Source organism: Parasphingorhabdus sp., assembly GCF_041748495.1.
GTDB lineage: Bacteria > Pseudomonadota > Alphaproteobacteria > Sphingomonadales > Sphingomonadaceae > Parasphingorhabdus.
This window is the reverse complement of sequence record NZ_JBGTDD010000056.1, coordinates 1-18,776: the sequence shown is the minus strand read 5'-3', so window position 1 is coordinate 18,776 and position 18,776 is coordinate 1. Positions and strand designations below refer to the sequence as shown.

The 18,776-nt window shown below is 54.8% G+C and carries 19 protein-coding genes; 14 read left to right on the top strand and 5 right to left on the bottom strand.

From position 1 onward, the window contains the following. Window positions 1–53: 53 nt before the first annotated feature. From ACEW8J_RS04555 to ACEW8J_RS04545, 3 genes are all read right to left on the bottom strand, one after another. Window positions 54–860, bottom strand: a complete 807-nt coding sequence (locus ACEW8J_RS04555) for a trypsin-like serine protease (protein WP_373490450.1) — start codon at window positions 858–860, stop codon at window positions 54–56. Between the two features lie 347 nt (window positions 861–1,207). Continuing rightward, window positions 1,208–2,464: a S41 family peptidase gene (locus ACEW8J_RS04550; RefSeq protein ID WP_373490449.1), complete on the bottom strand. Its 1,257-nt coding sequence runs from the start codon at window positions 2,462–2,464 to the stop codon at window positions 1,208–1,210. A 222-nt stretch (window positions 2,465–2,686) separates the two neighbouring features. Beyond that, window positions 2,687–3,337, bottom strand: a complete 651-nt coding sequence (locus ACEW8J_RS04545) for a hypothetical protein (protein WP_373490448.1) — start codon at window positions 3,335–3,337, stop codon at window positions 2,687–2,689. 152 nt (window positions 3,338–3,489) lie between these two features. Between ACEW8J_RS04545 and ACEW8J_RS04540 the strand changes: the two genes are divergently transcribed. From ACEW8J_RS04540 to ACEW8J_RS04480, 13 genes are all read left to right on the top strand, one after another. Continuing rightward, window positions 3,490–3,939 carry a DoxX family protein gene (locus tag ACEW8J_RS04540; RefSeq protein WP_373490447.1) on the top strand — a complete coding sequence of 150 codons (450 nt, stop codon included), beginning with the start codon at window positions 3,490–3,492 and terminating at the stop codon, window positions 3,937–3,939. Next, window positions 3,936–4,460: a sigma-70 family RNA polymerase sigma factor gene (locus ACEW8J_RS04535; protein ID WP_373490446.1), complete on the top strand. Its 525-nt coding sequence runs from the start codon at window positions 3,936–3,938 to the stop codon at window positions 4,458–4,460. Before ACEW8J_RS04540 ends, ACEW8J_RS04535 begins: the two co-directional genes overlap by 4 nt. 5 nt (window positions 4,461–4,465) lie before the next feature. Next, window positions 4,466–5,110, top strand: a complete 645-nt coding sequence (locus ACEW8J_RS04530) for an NrsF family protein (protein ID WP_373490445.1) — start codon at window positions 4,466–4,468, stop codon at window positions 5,108–5,110. Window positions 5,111–5,174: 64 nt separating this feature from the next. After that, the gene (locus tag ACEW8J_RS04525) at window positions 5,175–6,101 is read left to right on the top strand and encodes an MBL fold metallo-hydrolase (protein ID WP_373490444.1); all 927 of its coding nucleotides are present in this window, start codon (window positions 5,175–5,177) and stop codon (window positions 6,099–6,101) included. Window positions 6,102–6,161: 60 nt separating this feature from the next. Then, entirely contained in the window at window positions 6,162–7,373 is a 1,212-nt protein-coding gene (locus tag ACEW8J_RS04520; protein WP_373490443.1) for an FAD-dependent oxidoreductase, read from the top strand. 56 nt (window positions 7,374–7,429) lie between these two features. Further along, entirely contained in the window at window positions 7,430–7,597 is a 168-nt protein-coding gene (nrtS, locus tag ACEW8J_RS04515) for a nitrate/nitrite transporter NrtS (protein ID WP_373490442.1), read from the top strand. A 32-nt stretch (window positions 7,598–7,629) separates the two neighbouring features. Beyond that, on the top strand, window positions 7,630–7,797 hold the full coding sequence (locus ACEW8J_RS04510) for a zf-HC2 domain-containing protein (RefSeq protein ID WP_373490441.1): 168 nt from the start codon (window positions 7,630–7,632) through the stop codon (window positions 7,795–7,797). A gap of 86 nt (window positions 7,798–7,883) precedes the next feature. Next, entirely contained in the window at window positions 7,884–10,034 is a 2,151-nt protein-coding gene (locus tag ACEW8J_RS04505) for an FAD-dependent oxidoreductase (RefSeq protein ID WP_373490440.1), read from the top strand. Between the two features lie 152 nt (window positions 10,035–10,186). Continuing rightward, window positions 10,187–10,609: a hypothetical protein gene (locus ACEW8J_RS04500; protein WP_373490439.1), complete on the top strand. Its 423-nt coding sequence runs from the start codon at window positions 10,187–10,189 to the stop codon at window positions 10,607–10,609. Between the two features lie 122 nt (window positions 10,610–10,731). After that, window positions 10,732–13,758: a TonB-dependent receptor domain-containing protein gene (locus ACEW8J_RS04495; protein ID WP_373490451.1), complete on the top strand. Its 3,027-nt coding sequence runs from the start codon at window positions 10,732–10,734 to the stop codon at window positions 13,756–13,758. Then, window positions 13,746–15,038, top strand: coding sequence for a NupC/NupG family nucleoside CNT transporter (locus ACEW8J_RS04490; RefSeq protein WP_373490438.1), 1,293 nt, complete (start codon window positions 13,746–13,748; stop codon window positions 15,036–15,038). The genes ACEW8J_RS04495 and ACEW8J_RS04490 overlap by 13 nt, the downstream gene beginning before the upstream one ends. A 6-nt stretch (window positions 15,039–15,044) precedes the next feature. Beyond that, window positions 15,045–15,647: a CDP-alcohol phosphatidyltransferase family protein gene (locus ACEW8J_RS04485; RefSeq protein WP_373490437.1), complete on the top strand. Its 603-nt coding sequence runs from the start codon at window positions 15,045–15,047 to the stop codon at window positions 15,645–15,647. Window positions 15,648–15,675: 28 nt separating this feature from the next. Beyond that, window positions 15,676–16,275, top strand: coding sequence for a carboxymuconolactone decarboxylase family protein (locus ACEW8J_RS04480; protein ID WP_373490436.1), 600 nt, complete (start codon window positions 15,676–15,678; stop codon window positions 16,273–16,275). 25 nt (window positions 16,276–16,300) lie between these two features. Here ACEW8J_RS04480 and ACEW8J_RS04475 read toward each other — a convergent pair whose 3' ends face one another. Continuing rightward, entirely contained in the window at window positions 16,301–16,711 is a 411-nt protein-coding gene (locus tag ACEW8J_RS04475; protein WP_373490435.1) for a hypothetical protein, read from the bottom strand. A 328-nt stretch (window positions 16,712–17,039) separates the two neighbouring features. Between ACEW8J_RS04475 and ACEW8J_RS04470 the strand changes: the two genes are divergently transcribed. After that, complete coding sequence (locus ACEW8J_RS04470; protein WP_373490434.1) at window positions 17,040–17,639, top strand: TetR/AcrR family transcriptional regulator; 600 nt, start codon at window positions 17,040–17,042, stop codon at window positions 17,637–17,639. A 579-nt stretch (window positions 17,640–18,218) separates the two neighbouring features. On the opposite strand, the gene ACEW8J_RS04465 is transcribed toward ACEW8J_RS04470, so the two are convergent. Beyond that, on the bottom strand, window positions 18,219–18,776 hold a 558-nt coding region (locus ACEW8J_RS04465; RefSeq protein WP_373490433.1), incomplete at its 5' end, for a flavodoxin family protein.

The following is an 18,776-nucleotide window of genomic DNA, read 5'->3' as shown; positions in this document are numbered from 1 at the left end:
CGGAGCGCTCACCGGATCGACCGAGATAGCCGGTTTTGATGAACATCGCAGAACTAGCGAGCCGCAATGACGTCGTCGATCCAACTAGCATAGTGAGAAATGCGAACTAGGTAGCTTACTTGGCCGTAGCGTCCCGGTTGGAACTCAGAAATATCCCCGGTGGCGAATTGCCAGGACGTTAATCCGGCAAGGGTCGCCCTGCCATCCACCTCGATCAGCAATGGGCCGCCACTATCACCGCTGCCCGACGCCCCCTCCAGAACGTGTCCTTGAGGACTAGCATCAAATCGATAGGTGAGCCACTTTCCATCGGCGCTGGACACGCGACTATAGGCACGACGGAGGCTGCTTCGGTGAGATGAATGCATATTTTGGCCATCAAGGCCATTCCCTGTTGCACCCTTCCCATAAAGCTTGCCAAGATGTCCCTGCTCATTGGATGTTCGATGCATCGCTACTGGGATCACATCAGCCAGCGGCTGCGACAGCTTAAGCAAAGCGATGTCATCATTAGCAGCCCTTATGGCCATGAACGGTGCCGTGTCTCCACTCGGTGGTACATGCGGACCGCTTTTGTAGCCGGGATGAACAATAACTTCTTCAACTGAACGCCATTTGCCGTTTATCATGACGTGACTTACCGGATGCCATTGTGTGGCATGGGCAGCGGTAACCACCCATTGACCGGAGATCAGGACGCCATGGCCTTCATGGGGTAAATCGACCAGCGCTGGAAACTCGTCAGCGGGGACCAAGTATGCAGAATCCGGGACGTCGTGCCGAATGACGACCGCGCTTGCCGGAGACGCCCCTGCCAACGACTGTGTCACAAGCAGAGCGGCAATCACTAATTTATTCACTTTTTTTCCTATCCTTGAAAGCCTCGCGGTGTCTGGTGGAATCCTGAATCTTGTCGTCAGTGCGGCCGGATTGCTGATATGTTACATTCGCCCACTTGCATTTTAAATTGTCGGTGTCAATTTTAGAAAATATTACCAAAGCAGTGACACTGATACGCCTCTGTTCTGTTTAGCATTCTGAATACAGTTTACAAAAAGCAATGAACGGAACCCTCTCAGTCACTGTAATGTAAGCTGGGGTTTGCAAGCCGTGACGGCTGGACGGCAAGCTCGCCGGCCTTACTCCGGGATTGCCCGAAGTGTGCTTTTGAACGGGCAGGCTTTCAGGAAGACGGAACGTTATCAGTTTATTTTCCTAGGCTCGCGCTAAGCCAAGCCTCTTCAAGCGCCTCGATTGCAGCTGTCAGGTCTGCATCTTCATTCCGGCATATAGCCTCGCGCGTCAGGATGGTGGCAACATGTGGCGGCACAGGCTGATCGCCATAGTCGCGGCCGTCCGGCCCCCAGTTTCCGTGGACCGGTAAAGTGACACGCCAACCGTTCGGTAAGTCGAGCCGTTCCGAACTCAAAAGTGCTCCGGCAGTGTTGCGCCCGATCAGAATGGCCGATGATTGCTCCTTGGCGCCCCAGGCAAATCCTTCTGCGGCACTGCCGGTTTCAGGACCAATGAGGATGGTAACGGGCTTGTCGTAGCGACGCTCGCCCAGATCTTCGATCATCAGCATGACCGCGCCCTTGCCTTGGCTGACCGCATCGAAGACCGCTTCGGTCGTGTAGGCACGTGATACGCGATGGATGGGGGCAAGATCGTTCGCTTCGACTGGACCGTCGAGGGTTTCCAGGAATGGCCGGGACAGTAAAGCGACGCCGGGGCCGGGACTGGTGAAATAGCCTAGCAGCCGCAAAGCTGAAGCGTTGCCGCCACTGTTATTACGAATGTCGATAATTAACCCGTCTGTTTTCCCGACCGTTTCCATGGCGGCATCGATCAGTTCGGCAGCATCGTCACCGAATCGGTCGGCGCGGATGTAGCCGACCGATCGACCGTCGCCCCGTCTCAGAACGCTCCAGGAAATCGTGCGTTCACGCGGAGGCCAATAAGCGGATTCGCGGGGAATGCTGAGGCTTTCGGTGGTTGTGTCGCATCGCTCGACTTCAAGCACCGCGGGCTCTTGGCGGGGTCCTCGAATTACCGATGGATTGAGAATGCGGTCTCCTATTCTCAAACCTGCACCCCGGGCACCAGAAGCGGGATCAATATCAACAATCACTGGAACATCGTCGATCATCTCCCACCGCGCAGCTAACCCCATGGTCGGACGATTTTCTTCCGGAAGATGAACAACCACATGGGACACTCCCAGCTCGTTCAGCATCGCTTGACCCAGCTTTTGAAATTCAGCATCTGTGGTCACTCGGTCCAGCTGGCTGCGATAGCGGGCCGCAATCTCGGCCCAATCCCGACCGCCGAAGTGCGGATCGTAAAACTTCTCACGAACGGTACGATCCAATTCGTTGAAGACGGTTTGATACTCGTTTGCCGTCGCTGGGGAACTGAACATCGCGAAGATGCAAAGCGCGGTTGTCGTGACCAATTTGATCATTTCATTTTTCCTCAAAAAGTCGAACCTGTGAATCTACATTCCATATTTTGCAATCCGTCGTCAAACCGAAAGCAGTTTTTTCGAACCTCACGGGCTTCCCATCCAGCCAAAAGTCGGATGTGCCATCTCCGAGGGCGTGAATTCTGTCAGATACAACAACAAGGCTGACAACGCGCCGCGAAAATACCAATTGAAATTGCCTTCACCGCTCGAACGAAGTTCCTATTCACTGGCATCCTTCAGTGCGTCGTAGAAGATCAGACCTCCGACCCCGAGTGCAATGGCCACGCCTCCTGCGATCAAAGCCCAGTCAGGCAGTCCGCCCTCGTTATCTTCTTGGCTGGCCTGGGCCCCAGCACGCCGGTGGCCACCGATATCCTGCCCCGCAGCGGACAGCGAGAGCCGGTGGCCTGAGCGGTAACCCAACTCCAGCCCTTCGCCGAACTTGAGTTCAACAACTCCCTGCCTGTCAAGGCTATGCAGCGTTGGTGCGAGCGTCAACCCTCCGCGAACCTTCGGCTGGCTGGGGTATCCGCCGAGGGCAATCCTTAGTCTAAAACCGCCGAACGCTCCAATCTCACGCTGCTGTGTCTCGGTGACGCCATGCGTTCGGATTGAGCGGTCCACACGGTCGGTGTTTGCCTCAGAGATCAAGATTGGGTTGGGTCCCCACATACCGCGTTCCCCGGCGGCTACCGGAGACGCCCCTGCCAACGACTGTGTCACAAGCAGAGCGGCAATCATTAATTTTTTCACTTCTTTTCTCCAAACCTTGAAAGCCTCAGCGTGTTCGGTGCAGAACCGATTGCTTGTATGTAGAGGCCGCAATTTGCATTTAATATTGTCAGTGTCAATTTGAAAAAATGTTTTCATTGCGATGACATTATTGCGGCCATGCCAGGCGTCGACTTCAATCTGTAACCTTATCGCTAGGCTTGGCGAATATGACGCGGAAGGCAGGCTATTCTCGCTCTGTTTGCTTCCATCGAGACCGTCACTTTGATGGGAATTTCAGGGGAGTTGCAATGATCGCGCTTTATGACCGGTTGACTGGATGGGTTTCGTCGAAAGTTCCGGAATCGATCATGTTGCTCTTCGTCCGGATCGCTCTCGCCGGGATATTCTGGCGGTCGGGTCAAACCAAAATCGAAGAGGGCACCTGGTTCACGATCAGTGACACTACCTATTTTCTGTTCAGCGAGGAATATAATGGTGTGCCACTGCCATCCGATTTTGCGGCCGTGATGGCAACCGTATCGGAGCATGTTTTTCCGATCTTGCTCGTTCTAGGGCTTTTGACGCGGCTTTCGGCATTCGCGCTTCTCGGGATGACTGTGGTCATCCAGATTTTTGTTTACCCTGACGCATGGTGGCCGGTGCATTCCCTCTGGGTCGCACTTGCACTGGTGCTAATCGTTCGGGGCGGCGGGTTCTTTTCACTAGATACCCCATTGTTGAAAAGAACCCGCCCATGATAGCAGACGATGCGACAATGGCTCGCCTTATGGCGTTGTCACAGACAGGAGATCGTCAAGCCTATGCAACGCTGCTTGCGGAATGTCAGAAATGGCTGAAACGCTTTTTTGCAAGAAAAATTGTTCAACAGCAGATCGATGACCTTGTGCAAGACACGCTGCTCTCGCTTCACCGGAAACTTGCAAGTTACGATCCAGATCGGCCTTTCCAGCCCTGGCTTGCAGCAATTGCGCGGTATCGCTGGGTCGACCATTTGCGCAAGGTATATAAGGCGGATGAGGCGGCTTTTGACGAGGGATTTGCAGCTGAAAATTCGGAGCCAGCAATTGTCGCACGAATCAGTCTGGACCGGATGTTTTCCTATCTGCCACCAGCGCAAGCACGTGCCATTGAGCTCGTCAAAATTGAAGGGCTAACGATTGCGGAAGCGTCTTATGCGTGCGGTCAGAGTGAATCTCTGGTCAAAGTCAATATTCACCGGGGTTTGAAGAAACTTGCGACCATGATTGAGAAAGACTGAATTTTATGCGCAATGACAACCAAGAGTTCATCGACGGTTTGTTGAATGATCTTCGGCCAACCCGGCCACTGACGTTGCAGCGCGGCCTTATGATCGCGTCGGGCAGTGCCGCTCTCGCCATTAGCGTCATGGCGCTCTTCATCGGGATCCAGCCCGCGCTGATCACTGGGAGTCTTGATCCGTTGTTTCTGTTAGCCTCCGGACTGTTTCTGATGCTCGGCATTGCAGCTTCCGTGACGGTGATTGGCATGAGCCGTCCGCATGTAGGAACCACGCATAGCGGCTGGATCTGGGCTGTTGCCATGGCAGCATTGCTCCCGCTTACAGCTGTTGTGCTGGGCTTTGCTAAAGAGGGAAACGAATTTTTCCAGTCCCAGCCGGCGCAGGGAATGAATTGCGTGATAAATGGCAGCATGCTTGGTTTGATCGTAGGCGGGGCTTTGACAATGTGGCTCCGCCGCGGAGCGCCTACGTCATCTCACCAAGCGGGACTGTTGACAGGAATAGCTGCTGGTAGCCTAGGTATTTTTGCATATTCTCTACACTGTCCCTATGATGATATTTTTCACATTGGCCTGTGGCATAGTATGGCTGTGGTCGTCAGCGCTATTGCTGGCCGGATTGTCGTTCCAACCCTGATCCGATGGTGACCGGCAATCAGAAAACAACTGCGCATAGGATGGTAACTCTCGCTAAACCTCTTCTAGGCAAAAAATGACAAGTCTCAAACGTCTTCTGCTTGCAATGACGATGCCGATCATCCTCATTGGATGTGCAGTCCCCGCTGAGGATGAATGTGCAGTACCGATTGCCGTCCAGATCCTGGGCTCTGGTGGTCCAATCGCTGAAGGTCATCGTGCGGGTTCAAGTGCAGTGGTCTGGATTTCTGGCCAGGCGGCGCTCTTGGTCGATACAGGTAGCGGCGCTTTCGTTCGCTACGGCGAGTCCGGTGCCAATTTTTCTGATCACCGTGCAATCCTCATAACCCATTTTCATGCGGATCATGCAGCAGACCTGCCTGCGATATTGAATAGCGGCGGATTTGCCAAACGGTCCAGTCCGCTTCCGATCATCGGGCCGAGCGGGGACACTCTTTTCCCTGGAACTAAAGCTCATCTGACTGCCCTGTTTGATGAGCGCGACGGCGCATTCCGCTATCTTTCCGGTTATCTTGACGGCCGTTTTGGATTGCCCAAGTTGGAATCGACAGAGGTCGATATTACTATCGAGGGATTGCAACCCGTGATCCAGGATCAGGATTTAATGGTAAGTGCTATAGCAGTCCATCACGGCGATCTCCCCGCTCTTGCCTACCTGATCGAGATGGGTAGCAAATCAGTGATTTTCGCCGGCGACCAAAGCTTTCTTAGCGAGAAATTTGTTGAGGTCTTCCGGAATTCCAAACCCGATATCCTGATCATGCACAATGTTATCCCAGAGGGTGACGGCCAGCCGCGCGGACTGCACCGCGGGCCCGGTTCCATCGGCGAGGTGGCGGCAGCCATTAAGCCGAGAAATTTAGTTCTCGCCCACAATATGGAGCGTGCGCTGAGCCATCAGGCAGAGGGCGAAGCCGCCATCCGCAAGCATTATGCGGGGCCGCTCCAAGTAGCAAATGATCTTGACTGCTTTGCGCTCTGATCCGGTCCCGATTGGAGCAAATTTCGGCCTTGCAGCGGTGAACGAAGTTCGCGCGTTCGGATGGCCGACCGACAAAGAATCGAAGCCATGGCCCCGGCTGGTTATTGGCTGGATTTGATGCGCGACGATCAGGTTCAGTCTAAGAGCTTGCCGCGTGTGGTGCTGGCAGGCGGAGGGCATGCCCATTTGGCGGTGCTGGATGACTGGACTCGTGCGCCCCTGTGTGGGGTGGAGACATGGCTGGTGACCGCGGCTCCATTTACTGCCTATTCTGGCATGATCCCCGGGTGGATGGCTGGCCACTATCGGGCTGGTCAGCATCTGATCGATCTGAGGCCCTTGGCGAAACGTGCCGGTGTCAAATTGGTGATAGATACAGTCGAAGGTTTAGATGCGAAACAGCGCAAACTGACGTTGTCTTCGGGGGAATCTGTGTCATTCGATCTCTTGTCTTTGGCAGTCGGCGGTGAAGTTGACACGTCGCCGCTGGCGAGTTTAGGCGATCAGCTATTGCCCGTCAGGCCGATGAATGCGTTTGTCGCCCGATGGCCGCTGGTTCTTAAAAACGCAGCCCGGCGGCAAGATTTTCGTCTGTTCGTTGTCGGCGGCGGGGCCGCCGGTATCGAAATTGCGCTCGCCGCAGAATATGCGCTTCGCCACATATCAGCCAACCCCAGAGTTACTATCGTGACCGCAGAAAATGGCTTACTTTCAGGACATTCTGACGCAGCCATTGCCTGCGTTCGTACCGAACTGGCAAGGCGGGATATTGATTTAATCTTTGCAGATGCGGCCGGATCGAAAGATGCTGTCCTCCTCTCAACCGGAAAGACCATAGACGCCGATTATGTCATAGCCGCGACCGGGAGTTCAGCGCCGCGCTGGTTGAAGGCGACCGGGCTCGCTCTTGACCAGCAAGGGTTCATTGAGGTGGGCGCCGACCTCCGGTCAATTTCGCACGATAATATTTTCGCGGCGGGCGATATTGTGAAACGCACGGATCGCCGCGTGGCGCGGTCGGGCGTTCATGCTGTCCACGCCGGCCCGGTTCTGGCGGCCAATCTGCGAGCGCAGCTGAATCGTCAGAAACTCGATCACTATATTCCTCGACGCCGGACGCTGTATTTGCTCGCAACCGGGGAAAGGCGCGCCATTTTGTCCTGGGGTGCTTTTACCATGTCAGGGTCGTTGGTGTGGCAATTGAAGGACTGGATCGATCGACGCTTTGTGCGGCACCATACAGTTCCGGGCGCGCAAGTGAGGAGGAGATAACGCCAGTAGCAAAATTATTGACCGTCATGATGTCAAGACCCGTGGTCGGAGGTGCGGTGCGTGTAGCGATTGTGGTCGGGACCTGTCTGAATATTATCAACCAAGGCGTCGCGATCTGGCATGGTGGAGATATCGATTGGTCGCGATTCCTGATGAACTATGCCGTGCCGTTCCTCGTCGCGAGCTACAGCGCTGCAAAGGCCCGCAAGTCAATAGGCGATTGAATGAAACAGCTTGCTAAAACGATACCTATCTCTTGTCGCAACGCTTGGAGCGGAAACTATCGCTTTTAGATCGCACGAATTTACGGCTGCATGTAACCCAGTGCCGAGATTGCACGAACTTTGCACGACAGCTGCCTGAAATTGGCAAGGCTGTCAGAGCATTTGCATCACATGATCCGGACAGCAAAGACATAAAGTAAGAGTGCTACATTGTTTCCTGCATGAAATATATCGCACGGGGTGTTCAAACTGCTAATCTGTAGCAGCTTTTATCAGGAACTATTGCATGAAGAAAATTGTTATCCTCATCCTTGTTGCTCTGGCAATTTTTGCATTTTTCTATTTCGATGTAGGACAATCGTTGACGTTGGAAAATCTCAAGAGTCAGCAACAGGCGATAGACGCGCGCTATCAGGCGTCCCCGTTACTGGTCTTCCTTGTCTTTTTTCTGATCTATGTCGCGGCCACGGCGCTATCAATTCCGGGGGCGGCGATACTGACCCTGGCCGCCGGCGCGATTTTCGGCCTGGTCATGGGTACGATCATCGTTTCCTTTGCCTCTACCATTGGTGCGACGTTGGCATTTCTGGGATCCCGTTACCTTTTCAGGGACTGGGTTCAGGCACGGTTTGGAGATCGTTTGAAGGCACTGAACGATGGTATGGCCCGTGATGGTGCATTTTATCTGTTTTCGATCCGTCTTGTCCCGGTATTCCCGTTCTTCCTCGTCAATCTGCTGATGGGGCTGACGCCGATTAAGACCCGCACCTATTTCTGGGTCAGTCAACTTGGCATGCTATTGGGAACGATTGTTTATGTAAACGCTGGAACACAGATTGCCAGTATCGATGCCCTGGGCGACATTTTGTCACTCGGCGTACTGGGATCCTTTGCCGCGTTAGCCCTGACCCCCTGGATTGGGAAGTGGATGATGGCCTTTATCAAACGTCGCCGCGTGTATGCGCGCTGGACCAAGCCTAAAAGTTTTGACCGCAATCTGGTCGTTATCGGTGCCGGTGCCGCCGGGCTTGTTTCGTCCTATATTGCAGCGACGGTCAAAGCCAAGGTGACCTTGATCGAAGCGTCCAAAATGGGCGGTGATTGCCTCAACTACGGGTGTGTACCGAGCAAGGCACTGATCAAGAGCGCCAAGCTTGCCGACCAGATGCGCCACGGCGATGTCTATGGACTGGAGGCAATTGATCCCAAATTCAGTTTCAAACGCGTAATGCAGCGTGTCCATGACATAATCGCTGAGATAGAACCGCATGACAGTGCCGAGCGTTACACCAAACTGGGGGTCGACGTGGTGCAAGGCTACGCCAGAATCATCGACCCCTGGACCGTCGAGATTAAACTCCATGATAGTCAAATACAGCGACTGACAACACGTTCGATTGTCATCGCGGCCGGCGCTGAGCCACATATCCCCAACCTGCCGGGGCTCGATGACGTGGGCTATGTAACGAGCGACACGCTGTGGACTGAATTTGCCAGGCTAGATGCCGTTCCCGAACGCCTGGTTGTGCTTGGCGGCGGTCCGATAGGGTGCGAACTATCGCAAGCCTTTGCCCGACTTGGCGCCAATGTCACACAGATCCAGCGAGGACCACGCATTATGCCGCGCGAAGATGACGATGTCTCGGCGATCGCGCTTGAAGCGCAACGGGCATCGGGCATTACAGTTCTGACCGAACATGATGCGATCCGCTGCGAGGTGGTCGGCGGTGAGAAGCGAGTGGTCGTTGCGGTTGACGGCAAGGAACAGGCTGTTCCCTTCGACGCACTTCTGATTGCGGTCGGAAGGTCGGCCCGCCTCAAGGGCTATGGCCTCGAGGAACTTGGCATTAAAACAGACGCAACCATAATCACGGATGCCACACTGGCAACGCAATATCCCAACATCTTTGCCGCGGGAGATGTATCGGGGCCTTTTCAGTTCACACATACGGCTTCCCATCAAGCTTGGTATGCGAGCGTCAATGCCCTCTTTGGGCATTTACGCACCTTCAAGGCCGATTACCGTGTCATTCCCCATGCAACTTTCGTTGATCCGGAAATTGCTCGGGTGGGTATCAATGAACGAGAAGCGAAGGAAAGCGGTATAGATTACGAGCTTACCACCTATCCCATGCATGAACTCGACCGTGCTATCACTGAAAGCGCCACGAAGGGATTCGTGAAAGTGCTGACGATCCCAGGCAAGGACAAGATTCTTGGTGTAACAATTGTCGGTCAACATGCGGGGGAATTACTGGCGGAATATGTGCTGGCCATGAAACACGGCCTGGGCCTGAACAAGATCATGGGCACCATCCACACCTATCCGACGATGGCCGAAGCCAATAAATTTGTCGCCGGCGAATGGAAACGAAACCATGCACCGGAAAAGCTGCTGGACTGGGTCGAACGCTATCACCGGTGGCGGCGTGGCTGAGGTGGCGCGGTTTCCTGTAGGCCGAGCGGTTCTAGTCCTTTGGGGTCGACCGGTTTGATCTTCACCAAGTCGGAACCAAATTTGCGATTCAGATGGTGTCTGTAACTTTCTGTTCTGCGCGGACGAACTGAAGAAGATCACGGGAGAGAAACATGAAAGCCATATCACTATTATTGCTGCGCGTAGCGACGGGTCTGTTGCTCCTGATTTGGGGAATTGTCAGACTGGGCGCGCCCGAAATGGGTGCCCATGTCAGTAACAAATATTATGGCGGGCTGGGGCAGGCGACTGCTATCCAGATGATCTGGGGTAGTGCTCTGGTGGTTGTCGGCCTGTTGTGCATAGCTGGCCTGTGGCGACGTTTCAGCTATGCCGCGCAGGCGATAATCCTGGTGACTGGCGCGTTGTCTATCTGGAAATATCTGCTTGATCCGCTCGGACTTTACCTGCTCACGCGCGAGACCAGCCAAATCCTCTTTTTCCCGTCGCTTGGCATGGCGGCCGCAACCCTTGTCCTCCTGGCCTTTCGTGATGAAGACAGCTTGTCGCTTGATGCAAGATTTGGATGGCGCTGAAGAAATATTTTCAGCATCCTGCAAGATCAGGTGGACAGCGGCGACCAACGGGCATCAATCCGGCATAGCTGATTGATTTTGCTCCATCTCACCGATGTCACTGGAGAATTTATTTGAATATCATGTATCGCGCCGCTTCGGGCTGCACCCTTGTTGTTCTTTCGGCTGCAATCGCGCCATCCGCCTATGCGCAACAGGCCGCACTGCAAATTGCCGTGATCGATGCGGAAACGGGTGCGGCAGTCGCCGGAATCGAAGTGGTCATTGAGAATAGGGCCCTTGGAATGCGGCGCATCGAGCGCAGCAATGACCAGGGTATGGTCAGGCTGGCAGCGCTGACAACCGGCGGCGCCTACACCGTCTCGACGACGGGTACCGATCGCTATGAAAGCGCCAAGGCACGGCCCGTGGTGTTGCGATCCAATTTTGCCAGTAGCGTCACCTTGCGTCTCTACCCCGTTGATGCAGATGCTATCGTAGTGACCGGAAGCCGCGCGGTCACCGGGATCAATATCGTCAACGCCGAAATCTCGGCTTCGCTGTCGGACAAGGAGTTGCAGGCCCTGCCGATCGAAGGCCGCGACGTCATCGGCTCGCTGATCCGATTGCCCAATGTTGTCGCGTCGACCGGATTCTTCCCCGAAGCACCCGGTATTTCGATCAATGGCTCAAACGGCTTGGACACCAACTATCTAATCGACGGACTGGACAATAACGAGAATTTTCTGGGCGGATTGAAATTCCCCGTCCCCCTGGGATTCACGCGCGAGGTTACCGTGCTCGCAAACAACTATTCGGTCGCCTACGGCCGGACCGCCAATGGTATCGTCAACTATACCAGTCCTTCGGGCAGCAACGAATATCATGGTGAAGTCTATGCGCTGGTCCGGCCCGGACGCCCGCTCGATGCGCGCTCGGCCTTCCCCCGCCGGGATCTGAGCGGCAATCCGGTTGGGGAAAGTTTCGAACGCTATCAGACCGGGGCGAGCATCGGCGGTCCGATCATCCGCGACAAGACATTCTTCTATGCCAATTTCGAATATACCCGCGACCATAACGAGCAGATTGTCGATGCCCCCGCGCTGGGTACGGTGGCCAATGTCACCGGCAACAACGAATTTTATCTGGGATCGATCAGGCTTGATCATCGTTTGAACGATGACTGGGCCATCGGATTGCGCGCCAATATCGGCCGGGTGACGATTGACCGGCCTGGCGGCGCTCTCGGAGGAGGCAATGTGACCTTCCCGAGCGCGGGATCGGACCAGGACCGCTTTTCCACCGTTGTCGCGGCAACCGCCAGCCATTCGGGTGACGACTGGAGCTATGACGGCGCGCTCCAGTTCAGCCGGTTCCGCTGGGATTATGCCCGGCCCAAGGGCCCGCCGGGCCCGCAGGTGGCCATCCAGGACGAAAGCGGTCTCACCACCGGTGTGGTCGGCCATCCGGGTTTTGTATTCAACGATCTGGAAGAAACCTGGCAGACCACGAATCGTCTTCAGCGCAAGCTCGGCAATCACAGGATCAGCTTCGGTGCCGATCTGATGCATTCGGACTTCGCTCTGCTTGGCGGGGGTAACCCCGACGGCAATTTCATCGTGCAGCTTGCCTCTGTAGAATTGGCGTCGCTTTCAGATAAAGGCCTCGCGCTTTCAGCAGGTGATGTGCTGGCGCTCAATCCCGCAGTGCTCAACTATTCCGTGGAATTGCGGCCGCAAACCTTTGGCACCGGACAAACGCAACTGGCTTTCTACATCGAGGATGAATGGCAAGTCTCGCCGAAGCTTACCGCCACTCTCGGCGTGCGGTGGGATTATGACAGCCTGACCGCCAAGGGCGGGACCGGCGGCGACAAGAATAATTTCGCGCCACGACTGGCGCTCAACTATCACCCCGATGGCCAATCTTCTTTCCGGTTTGGAGCGGGGCTGTTCTATGGCAAGCTCAGCTACGCCGTGATTTCAGACGCTCTCCAGCGCAACACGACCTCTCCGGCCTTTCTTGCGCAGCTCGGAGAGTTGCAGGGACTGGGCATCATCCCGCCGGGCACCAGCTTGAGCGACGTTACCTTCAACGGAAACCTGACGGTATCTCCGGTTTGCACGACCGTCGACTCATGCCCGTCGCCATCGGACGTGCAGGCGCTGCGCGACACCGCTTCGATCAATGAAGCACGCATCCTCAATCCGGATGGCTATCAGTCTCCCTATAGCCTGCAACTGAGCGGCGGATATCAATATCAGGCAACCGATACGATCACGCTGAGTGCGGATATCATCTACAGCCGGTCGCATAATCTCGTTCGGTTGCGCGACCTCAACACACCCGCACCATTCACGCCCAATCTTGCCAATCTGACCGATGCGAATATTGCGCTGCTCCGTGCCCAGCCTGACAATACGGCCCGATTTGCCCTCGCGCAGTCACTCGGGCTGGTTCGTTCGCAAGCGGATAGTGATACCACGCGTCCGGTGGCGCTGGTTCCCGGCGGCGCCCGCCAGATCACGGTTTCGGAGACAGCGGGGGCAGCCACCTATCGGGCACTCAATCTTCAGGCCAACAAGCTCCGGGGTGAGGATTTCTATGCCTTTCGCCTTTCCTACACGCTCTCGAAACTGACCAATGATACCGACGATATCAATTTCAGGGCTTCCGATGCCAATGATTTCAGCGCCGACAAGGGGCCTTCGGCCAATGACCGCCGCCATGTTATTTCTGCGGTCGGTTTTCTCTATCCGGTTGACGGACTCACGCTAACCGTTGCAGGCTTGTTCCAATCCGGGCAACCGGTCAATCTCGTGCCTGACGCACGGATTTTCGGAACGCAGGATTTGAACGGTGACGGTGCATCTTTCGGGGAGAATTTTGTCGGCAATTCGGATCGCTATCCCGGCACCGCCCGCAATTCGGCGCGACTGCCATGGTCTGCCTCGGTGGATGTCGGCATACGTTATGCGGTGCCGGTCTTTGCCGGTCGGCTGGAGCTGAGTGCGGACGTGTTCAATCTTCTCAACAGCAATAATCAATCCGGCTTTGCGAATGCGGCGACCACATCCAATCAGCTGCAGTTCGGGGGAGGGGTGCCCTTCATTCAGCGCAATGCCGGGCCACCGCGCCAGTTCCAGTTCGGCGCAGCATGGAAATTCTAGGGGGCACCGCAACCATGGATATCCTGCAACAGGGGCAGGGACTGATCGGGATTTCCTTCCTGCTCATGCTCGCCTGGGCTCTGTCGGAGGATCGCAAGACGCGCCCGGGCTGGCGCTGGATAGTGGGAGCGGTACTCCTGCAGATTGCCCTTGCCCTCGCGGTTACGCGCATACCGTTGATCTGGACGATCGTCGGATTTGCCAATCAGGCTGTTACCGCGATTGAAAAAGCGACGCTGGTCGGGTCGAGCTACATGTTCGGCTATACCGGCGGCGCGCCAATACCCTTTGTCATGAAACCGGGCGAGAATTCTCCGGTCATTATCGCCTTTCAGATATTGCCGCTGATCATCACCTTTTCTGCCCTGTCGGCATTGTTCTGGCATTGGGGGATATTGCGGGCGATGGTGCGGGGCCTGTCATGGGCGCTGCGCCGTACGCTCGGGGTCAGCGGGGTCGTCGGACTGGGCGGTGGTGCAACGATGTTCCTCGGCGTCGTCGAATCGCCGCTGGTCCTCCGCGCCTGGTTCGACCGGATGAGCCGGGCCGAGCTGTTCACGATCATGGTCATGATCATGGCGACCATCTCGGGCGCGATCCTCATCCTTTACGCAACGACCCTGTCCGATACGGTTCCCAATGCCGTGGGACACATGATTGTCGCATCCCTGATCTCCTTGCCCGCCGCGGTACTGATGGCGCGATTGATGGTGCCAGGAGATGGATCGGCAAGCGCCGAAGACGTACAGCCTGAATTGTCCTATGAGAGCAGTATGGACGCCGTTATCCGTGGCACGATGGAAGGTGTCCAGTTGATGCTCGCTGTCATCGGGGTGATCATCGTCGTCTTTGCGCTAGTCAGTCTGGTCGATCAAATGCTCATCTGGTTGCCGCTCATCGATGGCCAGCCGCTGACGCTCAAGCGGGCTTTTGGCTGGCTGTTCGCGCCTCTGATGTGGGCGATCGGTATCCCATGGGACCAGGCGCCTGCCGCTGGCGCACTGATGGGTACCAAATCCATTCTCAACGAATATGTGGCCTATCTTGATCTCGCGGCAATCCCCGCCGGTACCCTGGATGCCCGCAGTACGCTTATCATGACTTATGCTTTGTGCGGGTTCGCCAATCTGGCTAGCGTTGGCCTGCTGGTTTCGACGATTGGCACGTTGGCTCCTGCCCGGCGTTCCGAAGTGTCAGCGCTTGGAATGAAAAGCTGGATTGCGGGGAACATGACATCGGCGATGACTGCTGCCGTCATCGGCCTTGTAACGCAGGTTTGAAAATCGATGCTTGACGCAAAACTCCGGCCCCTGATTGATCCTCCGCTCAATTCCTTGGGTCGACGGCTCGCATCGCTGGGAATTGGCGCCAACAGCATCACAATGGCCGGAATGATAGTGGGTCTGGGTGGCGGTGTGTTGATCGCGCACAGCTATTTTGCGCTCGGTCTCGCGCTCGTTCTGTTGAGCCGACTGCTCGACGGTCTTGATGGTGCCGTCGCCCGGGCGACAAAAATCACCGACTTCGGCGGCTATCTTGACATCGTCGCCGATTTTGCTTTCTATATTGCCGTGCCCGTCGGGTTCGCGTTCGCGGCACCGAACAACATGCCCTTTGCGCTGCTGCTGGTTGCCAGCTTCACTCTCACCGGCATCAGCTTTCTGAGCTTCGCGGTACTGGCGGCAAAGCGCGGGCTGGAGACCAGCGATCATGGCCGGAAGAGCTTCTTCTACAATACCGGTCTGGCCGAAGGCACCGAGACAATTGCCGCCTTCATTCTGATGTGCCTGTTTCCCAGCCATTTTCCCCTCATTGCCTCAATCTATGCCATCATATGTCTGCTGACGGTGTTTCAGCGTAGTCTTGCCGCCTTCATGACCTTCAAATAAGTTCAGCCCCAGATCAGGAATCACCAAAATGTCGATATTCCCTTCCTTGCCTGAGGATCATCAATTGGACAGTGTTTTCATACGCTTTCCTGCGACGGTTACTCCGCTTCTGGAATATCATGACCGGGTCTTGCGTGATTCGTCACCGCTGACCGTAGCCGAACGCGAACTTATTGCGGCCTATGTGTCGGCTCTTAATGCTTGCACTTATTGTCATGGTTCGCACGTGCTTGCCGCGAGTGCCTTCGGTATTGACGAAAATCTGTTCAAGGGCTTGATGTCCGATATTGAAAGCTGTGCAATCGAGACAAAACTGAAACCTTTGCTCGGATATGTTCGCAAGTTGACATTGACACCCAGCATGATTGTAGAAGCTGATGCCGCGGCGGTTTATGCAGCCGGTTGGGATGAACAGGCCCTGTTCGATGCAATCAGCGTATGCGGACTGTTCAACCTGATGAACCGGATTGTCGAAGGGACGGGGACACGAGTGAATCCGCTAGTCATGCCGGAGGAAGACAAGCAAGCGCGCAAGGCTCGGTTGGCCGGGGGTGCCGATTCCAGCGATCCCCATCGAGCCGAGAAGAGCTACTCCAAACTCGCGGCTATTTGGGGAATTGAGGAATAGTATATCGCGCCAGGATTTAATTGATTCAACTCGCGCCGTTGACTGGGCGGCGTGGCTTACTGATCAGAAGCCAGCTGAGGATCGCTGCAGCCACAAGCATGACAATGACAGCGGCATTGATCCCCGCAAAGGTGATCTCAGTTCCATCGGTGTGTTTCATAGATCCGCCATACATGGGTCCAAGTAGAAATGCGCCAAGAAATCCAACAATTACAGCGAGGCCAAGCGCCGCGGCGCTACGGAGGTCTGACCGACGCCAGGCAAGCCAAAGGCATAGTATTGCTATCGCAAAATTGGTACCGAGCTGCCAAACTTCGTGGAGCCTTGCATGCGCCGGCCAGAGCGGGTTAAAGACGTGGGTCTCGTTGATCTCAAGCAGGGGTACCAACAAACCGAATATCGCGACCGATGCGCTGAGCAAAATCTTCTTAAACATGGGAATGATCCTCCTTTGCTAACGTGGAATAATATCAAACGATGCGGCAGGTTAGACGAGGAATGATGCGGAATTTCCGGTGCTATGGAGCAAAATCGGCAGCTGCAGGTTTCCTGTTCGCAGTCGCAACCATACGCCAAGCGGCGACGGGATAGCGGTTAGCGCCATGATATATCGAACTCCTAAATAGAGTGGGTACGCAAAGTTAAAAACATATATTGACACTGTCAATATATGTTTTTAACTTGTTACAAAATGTCTTGGGAAACGCGAATTCAGGTGAGCAAGCGATATACTCCGATACCAAAATGTGCCAATAATCGCCATCATGAAAAAGAAACAGTCCGACTTTCATCATGGAAATCTTCGTGCTGCACTCCTGCAAGCAGCATTCGAAATTCTTGATGAGGCAGGACCTGACGCAATCACAATTCGAGAAGTAGCCAGACGCAGCGGTGTTTCACACGCTGCTCCTGTAAATCATTTTAAGAACAGAACAGAACTGTTGACCGTTGTCGCTACTATTTTATTTCGCGAACTGGACAGTGCAATTAGCGCAAAATTGCAGACATTTCCAACCACGCCGGCTGATTGTGTAAGAAGTTTTGCCAACACGCTTATTGCCTTTGGGCTTGAACATCCCAACCGTTATCAGTTGTTGTGGAGACGCGATCTGGTAGATAATTCGGATGCAGATTTACAGGCCGCAATGGACGGTATTTACGACAAGCTCATCTCGGCCATTGACCTTTCAAAAAACAAGACCCGCTTTGACAAACATACTTTTGCCATAGCGATTTGGTCACTGGCGCATGGCTATGTTACTATGCGTCTAAACCAGAATTTTGAGCCCATGAACGATTCCATAACTGGCCAAAGTCGGCAGGATGCAATTATCGAAGCGGTTATTTTGTCTCTCGGTACCTGATTCCCAATGAGTGCTTGCCATCGGTTGAAAATGTTGCCTAGGCGAGGGTTGCAGGGCCTCATCAAACATCTTTTCAACTTATCTGACGTTGGTAAGAGGCGGAACATTTTTCTCAACGAGAAGCTTGGTAATCTTTCTTCCCAAAAGACCGCGTCAACCTGATCAGGTTGACGCGGCAGCAAACCGATTGGGAAAGAGTGAGTAATCGGCTCTAACTTTATGTTCGGGAGATTTCCGGATTGGGTTACACGGAAGGAGGTTTTCGTCAGTCTTCAACAACATTGAGATCATTTTTAAGATGTGTTGCTTTTAGATTTTCTTATATATCAATCACCTCACCAACATCGCCACGCTGAGAGCATTTCTTTAATTATCTATGGTGGTGATGAAACTGTAGCCCAACCGGGCTACGGCTGAGTGCTTGTCAATCGCGGGGATTGCAAGCCGGGAACAATCTCCTGACCTCATATTCGATCGCATTGAAGCCGCTGCGCTGTTACCGGTAGCACTTTCTACTGCTGGTCACCGTATGAAGAATTAGCACGAACCGATCGTTTCTGCGCTTCATTTTTAAAGCACCTACCGATATTCCAGGTTAGGATGGTCAAAGCGCGCGCCGTCATCCCATGCGCGGCGACTGTTGCCATAATCCGGCAGACCACCGGCGTTTTTGAGCATTTTCGCTGTATGCATCAGGTTCCAGGCGAGGAAGGTCGAGTTGCGTGCGGTGAATTCGCTGTCGAAACCGACACGCGACCCATCATCCCTCTTGTCGCCATAAGACGGCCCGGGGCCGATCGCTCCAATCCAGCCGGCATCGGGCTGCGGCGGGATCATATAGCCGATATGGGCAAGCGCGTATAATATGCCCATGGCACAATGTTTTACGCCATCCTCATTGCCGGTGATGATCGCGCCTGCGGTCTTGCCGTAGAAAATATATTGCCCTTTGTCGTTCATCTCGCCGCTGTGGGCGTAAAGCCGCTCGATGATCTTTCGGCATTCCGATGAAACTTCACCCAGCCAGATTGGCGTGCCGAGCACCAATATGTCCGCGTCGAGCACCGCCTTGCCAATCGCGGGCCAGGCATCTTGATCAAAGCCATGCTCGGTCATGTCGGGGTAGACGCCGGGCGC

What these genes read in the sequence shown, in the direction of transcription:
- ACEW8J_RS04550 (WP_373490449.1), bottom strand. Translation starts at nt 2,464, where the DNA reads ATGATCAAATTGGTCACGACAACCGCGCTTTGCATCTTCGCGATGTTC.
- ACEW8J_RS04545 (WP_373490448.1), bottom strand. Translation starts at nt 3,337, where the DNA reads ATGAAAACATTTTTTCAAATTGACACTGACAATATTAAATGCAAATTG.
- ACEW8J_RS04540 (WP_373490447.1), top strand. Translation starts at nt 3,490, where the DNA reads ATGATCGCGCTTTATGACCGGTTGACTGGATGGGTTTCGTCGAAAGTT.
- ACEW8J_RS04535 (WP_373490446.1), top strand. Translation starts at nt 3,936, where the DNA reads ATGATAGCAGACGATGCGACAATGGCTCGCCTTATGGCGTTGTCACAG.
- ACEW8J_RS04530 (WP_373490445.1), top strand. Translation starts at nt 4,466, where the DNA reads ATGCGCAATGACAACCAAGAGTTCATCGACGGTTTGTTGAATGATCTT.
- ACEW8J_RS04525 (WP_373490444.1), top strand. Translation starts at nt 5,175, where the DNA reads ATGACAAGTCTCAAACGTCTTCTGCTTGCAATGACGATGCCGATCATC.
- ACEW8J_RS04520 (WP_373490443.1), top strand. Translation starts at nt 6,162, where the DNA reads ATGGCCGACCGACAAAGAATCGAAGCCATGGCCCCGGCTGGTTATTGG.
- ACEW8J_RS04505 (WP_373490440.1), top strand. Translation starts at nt 7,884, where the DNA reads ATGAAGAAAATTGTTATCCTCATCCTTGTTGCTCTGGCAATTTTTGCA.
- ACEW8J_RS04500 (WP_373490439.1), top strand. Translation starts at nt 10,187, where the DNA reads ATGAAAGCCATATCACTATTATTGCTGCGCGTAGCGACGGGTCTGTTG.
- ACEW8J_RS04495 (WP_373490451.1), top strand. Translation starts at nt 10,732, where the DNA reads ATGTATCGCGCCGCTTCGGGCTGCACCCTTGTTGTTCTTTCGGCTGCA.
- ACEW8J_RS04490 (WP_373490438.1), top strand. Translation starts at nt 13,746, where the DNA reads ATGGAAATTCTAGGGGGCACCGCAACCATGGATATCCTGCAACAGGGG.
- ACEW8J_RS04485 (WP_373490437.1), top strand. Translation starts at nt 15,045, where the DNA reads ATGCTTGACGCAAAACTCCGGCCCCTGATTGATCCTCCGCTCAATTCC.
- ACEW8J_RS04480 (WP_373490436.1), top strand. Translation starts at nt 15,676, where the DNA reads ATGTCGATATTCCCTTCCTTGCCTGAGGATCATCAATTGGACAGTGTT.
- ACEW8J_RS04475 (WP_373490435.1), bottom strand. Translation starts at nt 16,711, where the DNA reads ATGTTTAAGAAGATTTTGCTCAGCGCATCGGTCGCGATATTCGGTTTG.
- ACEW8J_RS04470 (WP_373490434.1), top strand. Translation starts at nt 17,040, where the DNA reads ATGAAAAAGAAACAGTCCGACTTTCATCATGGAAATCTTCGTGCTGCA.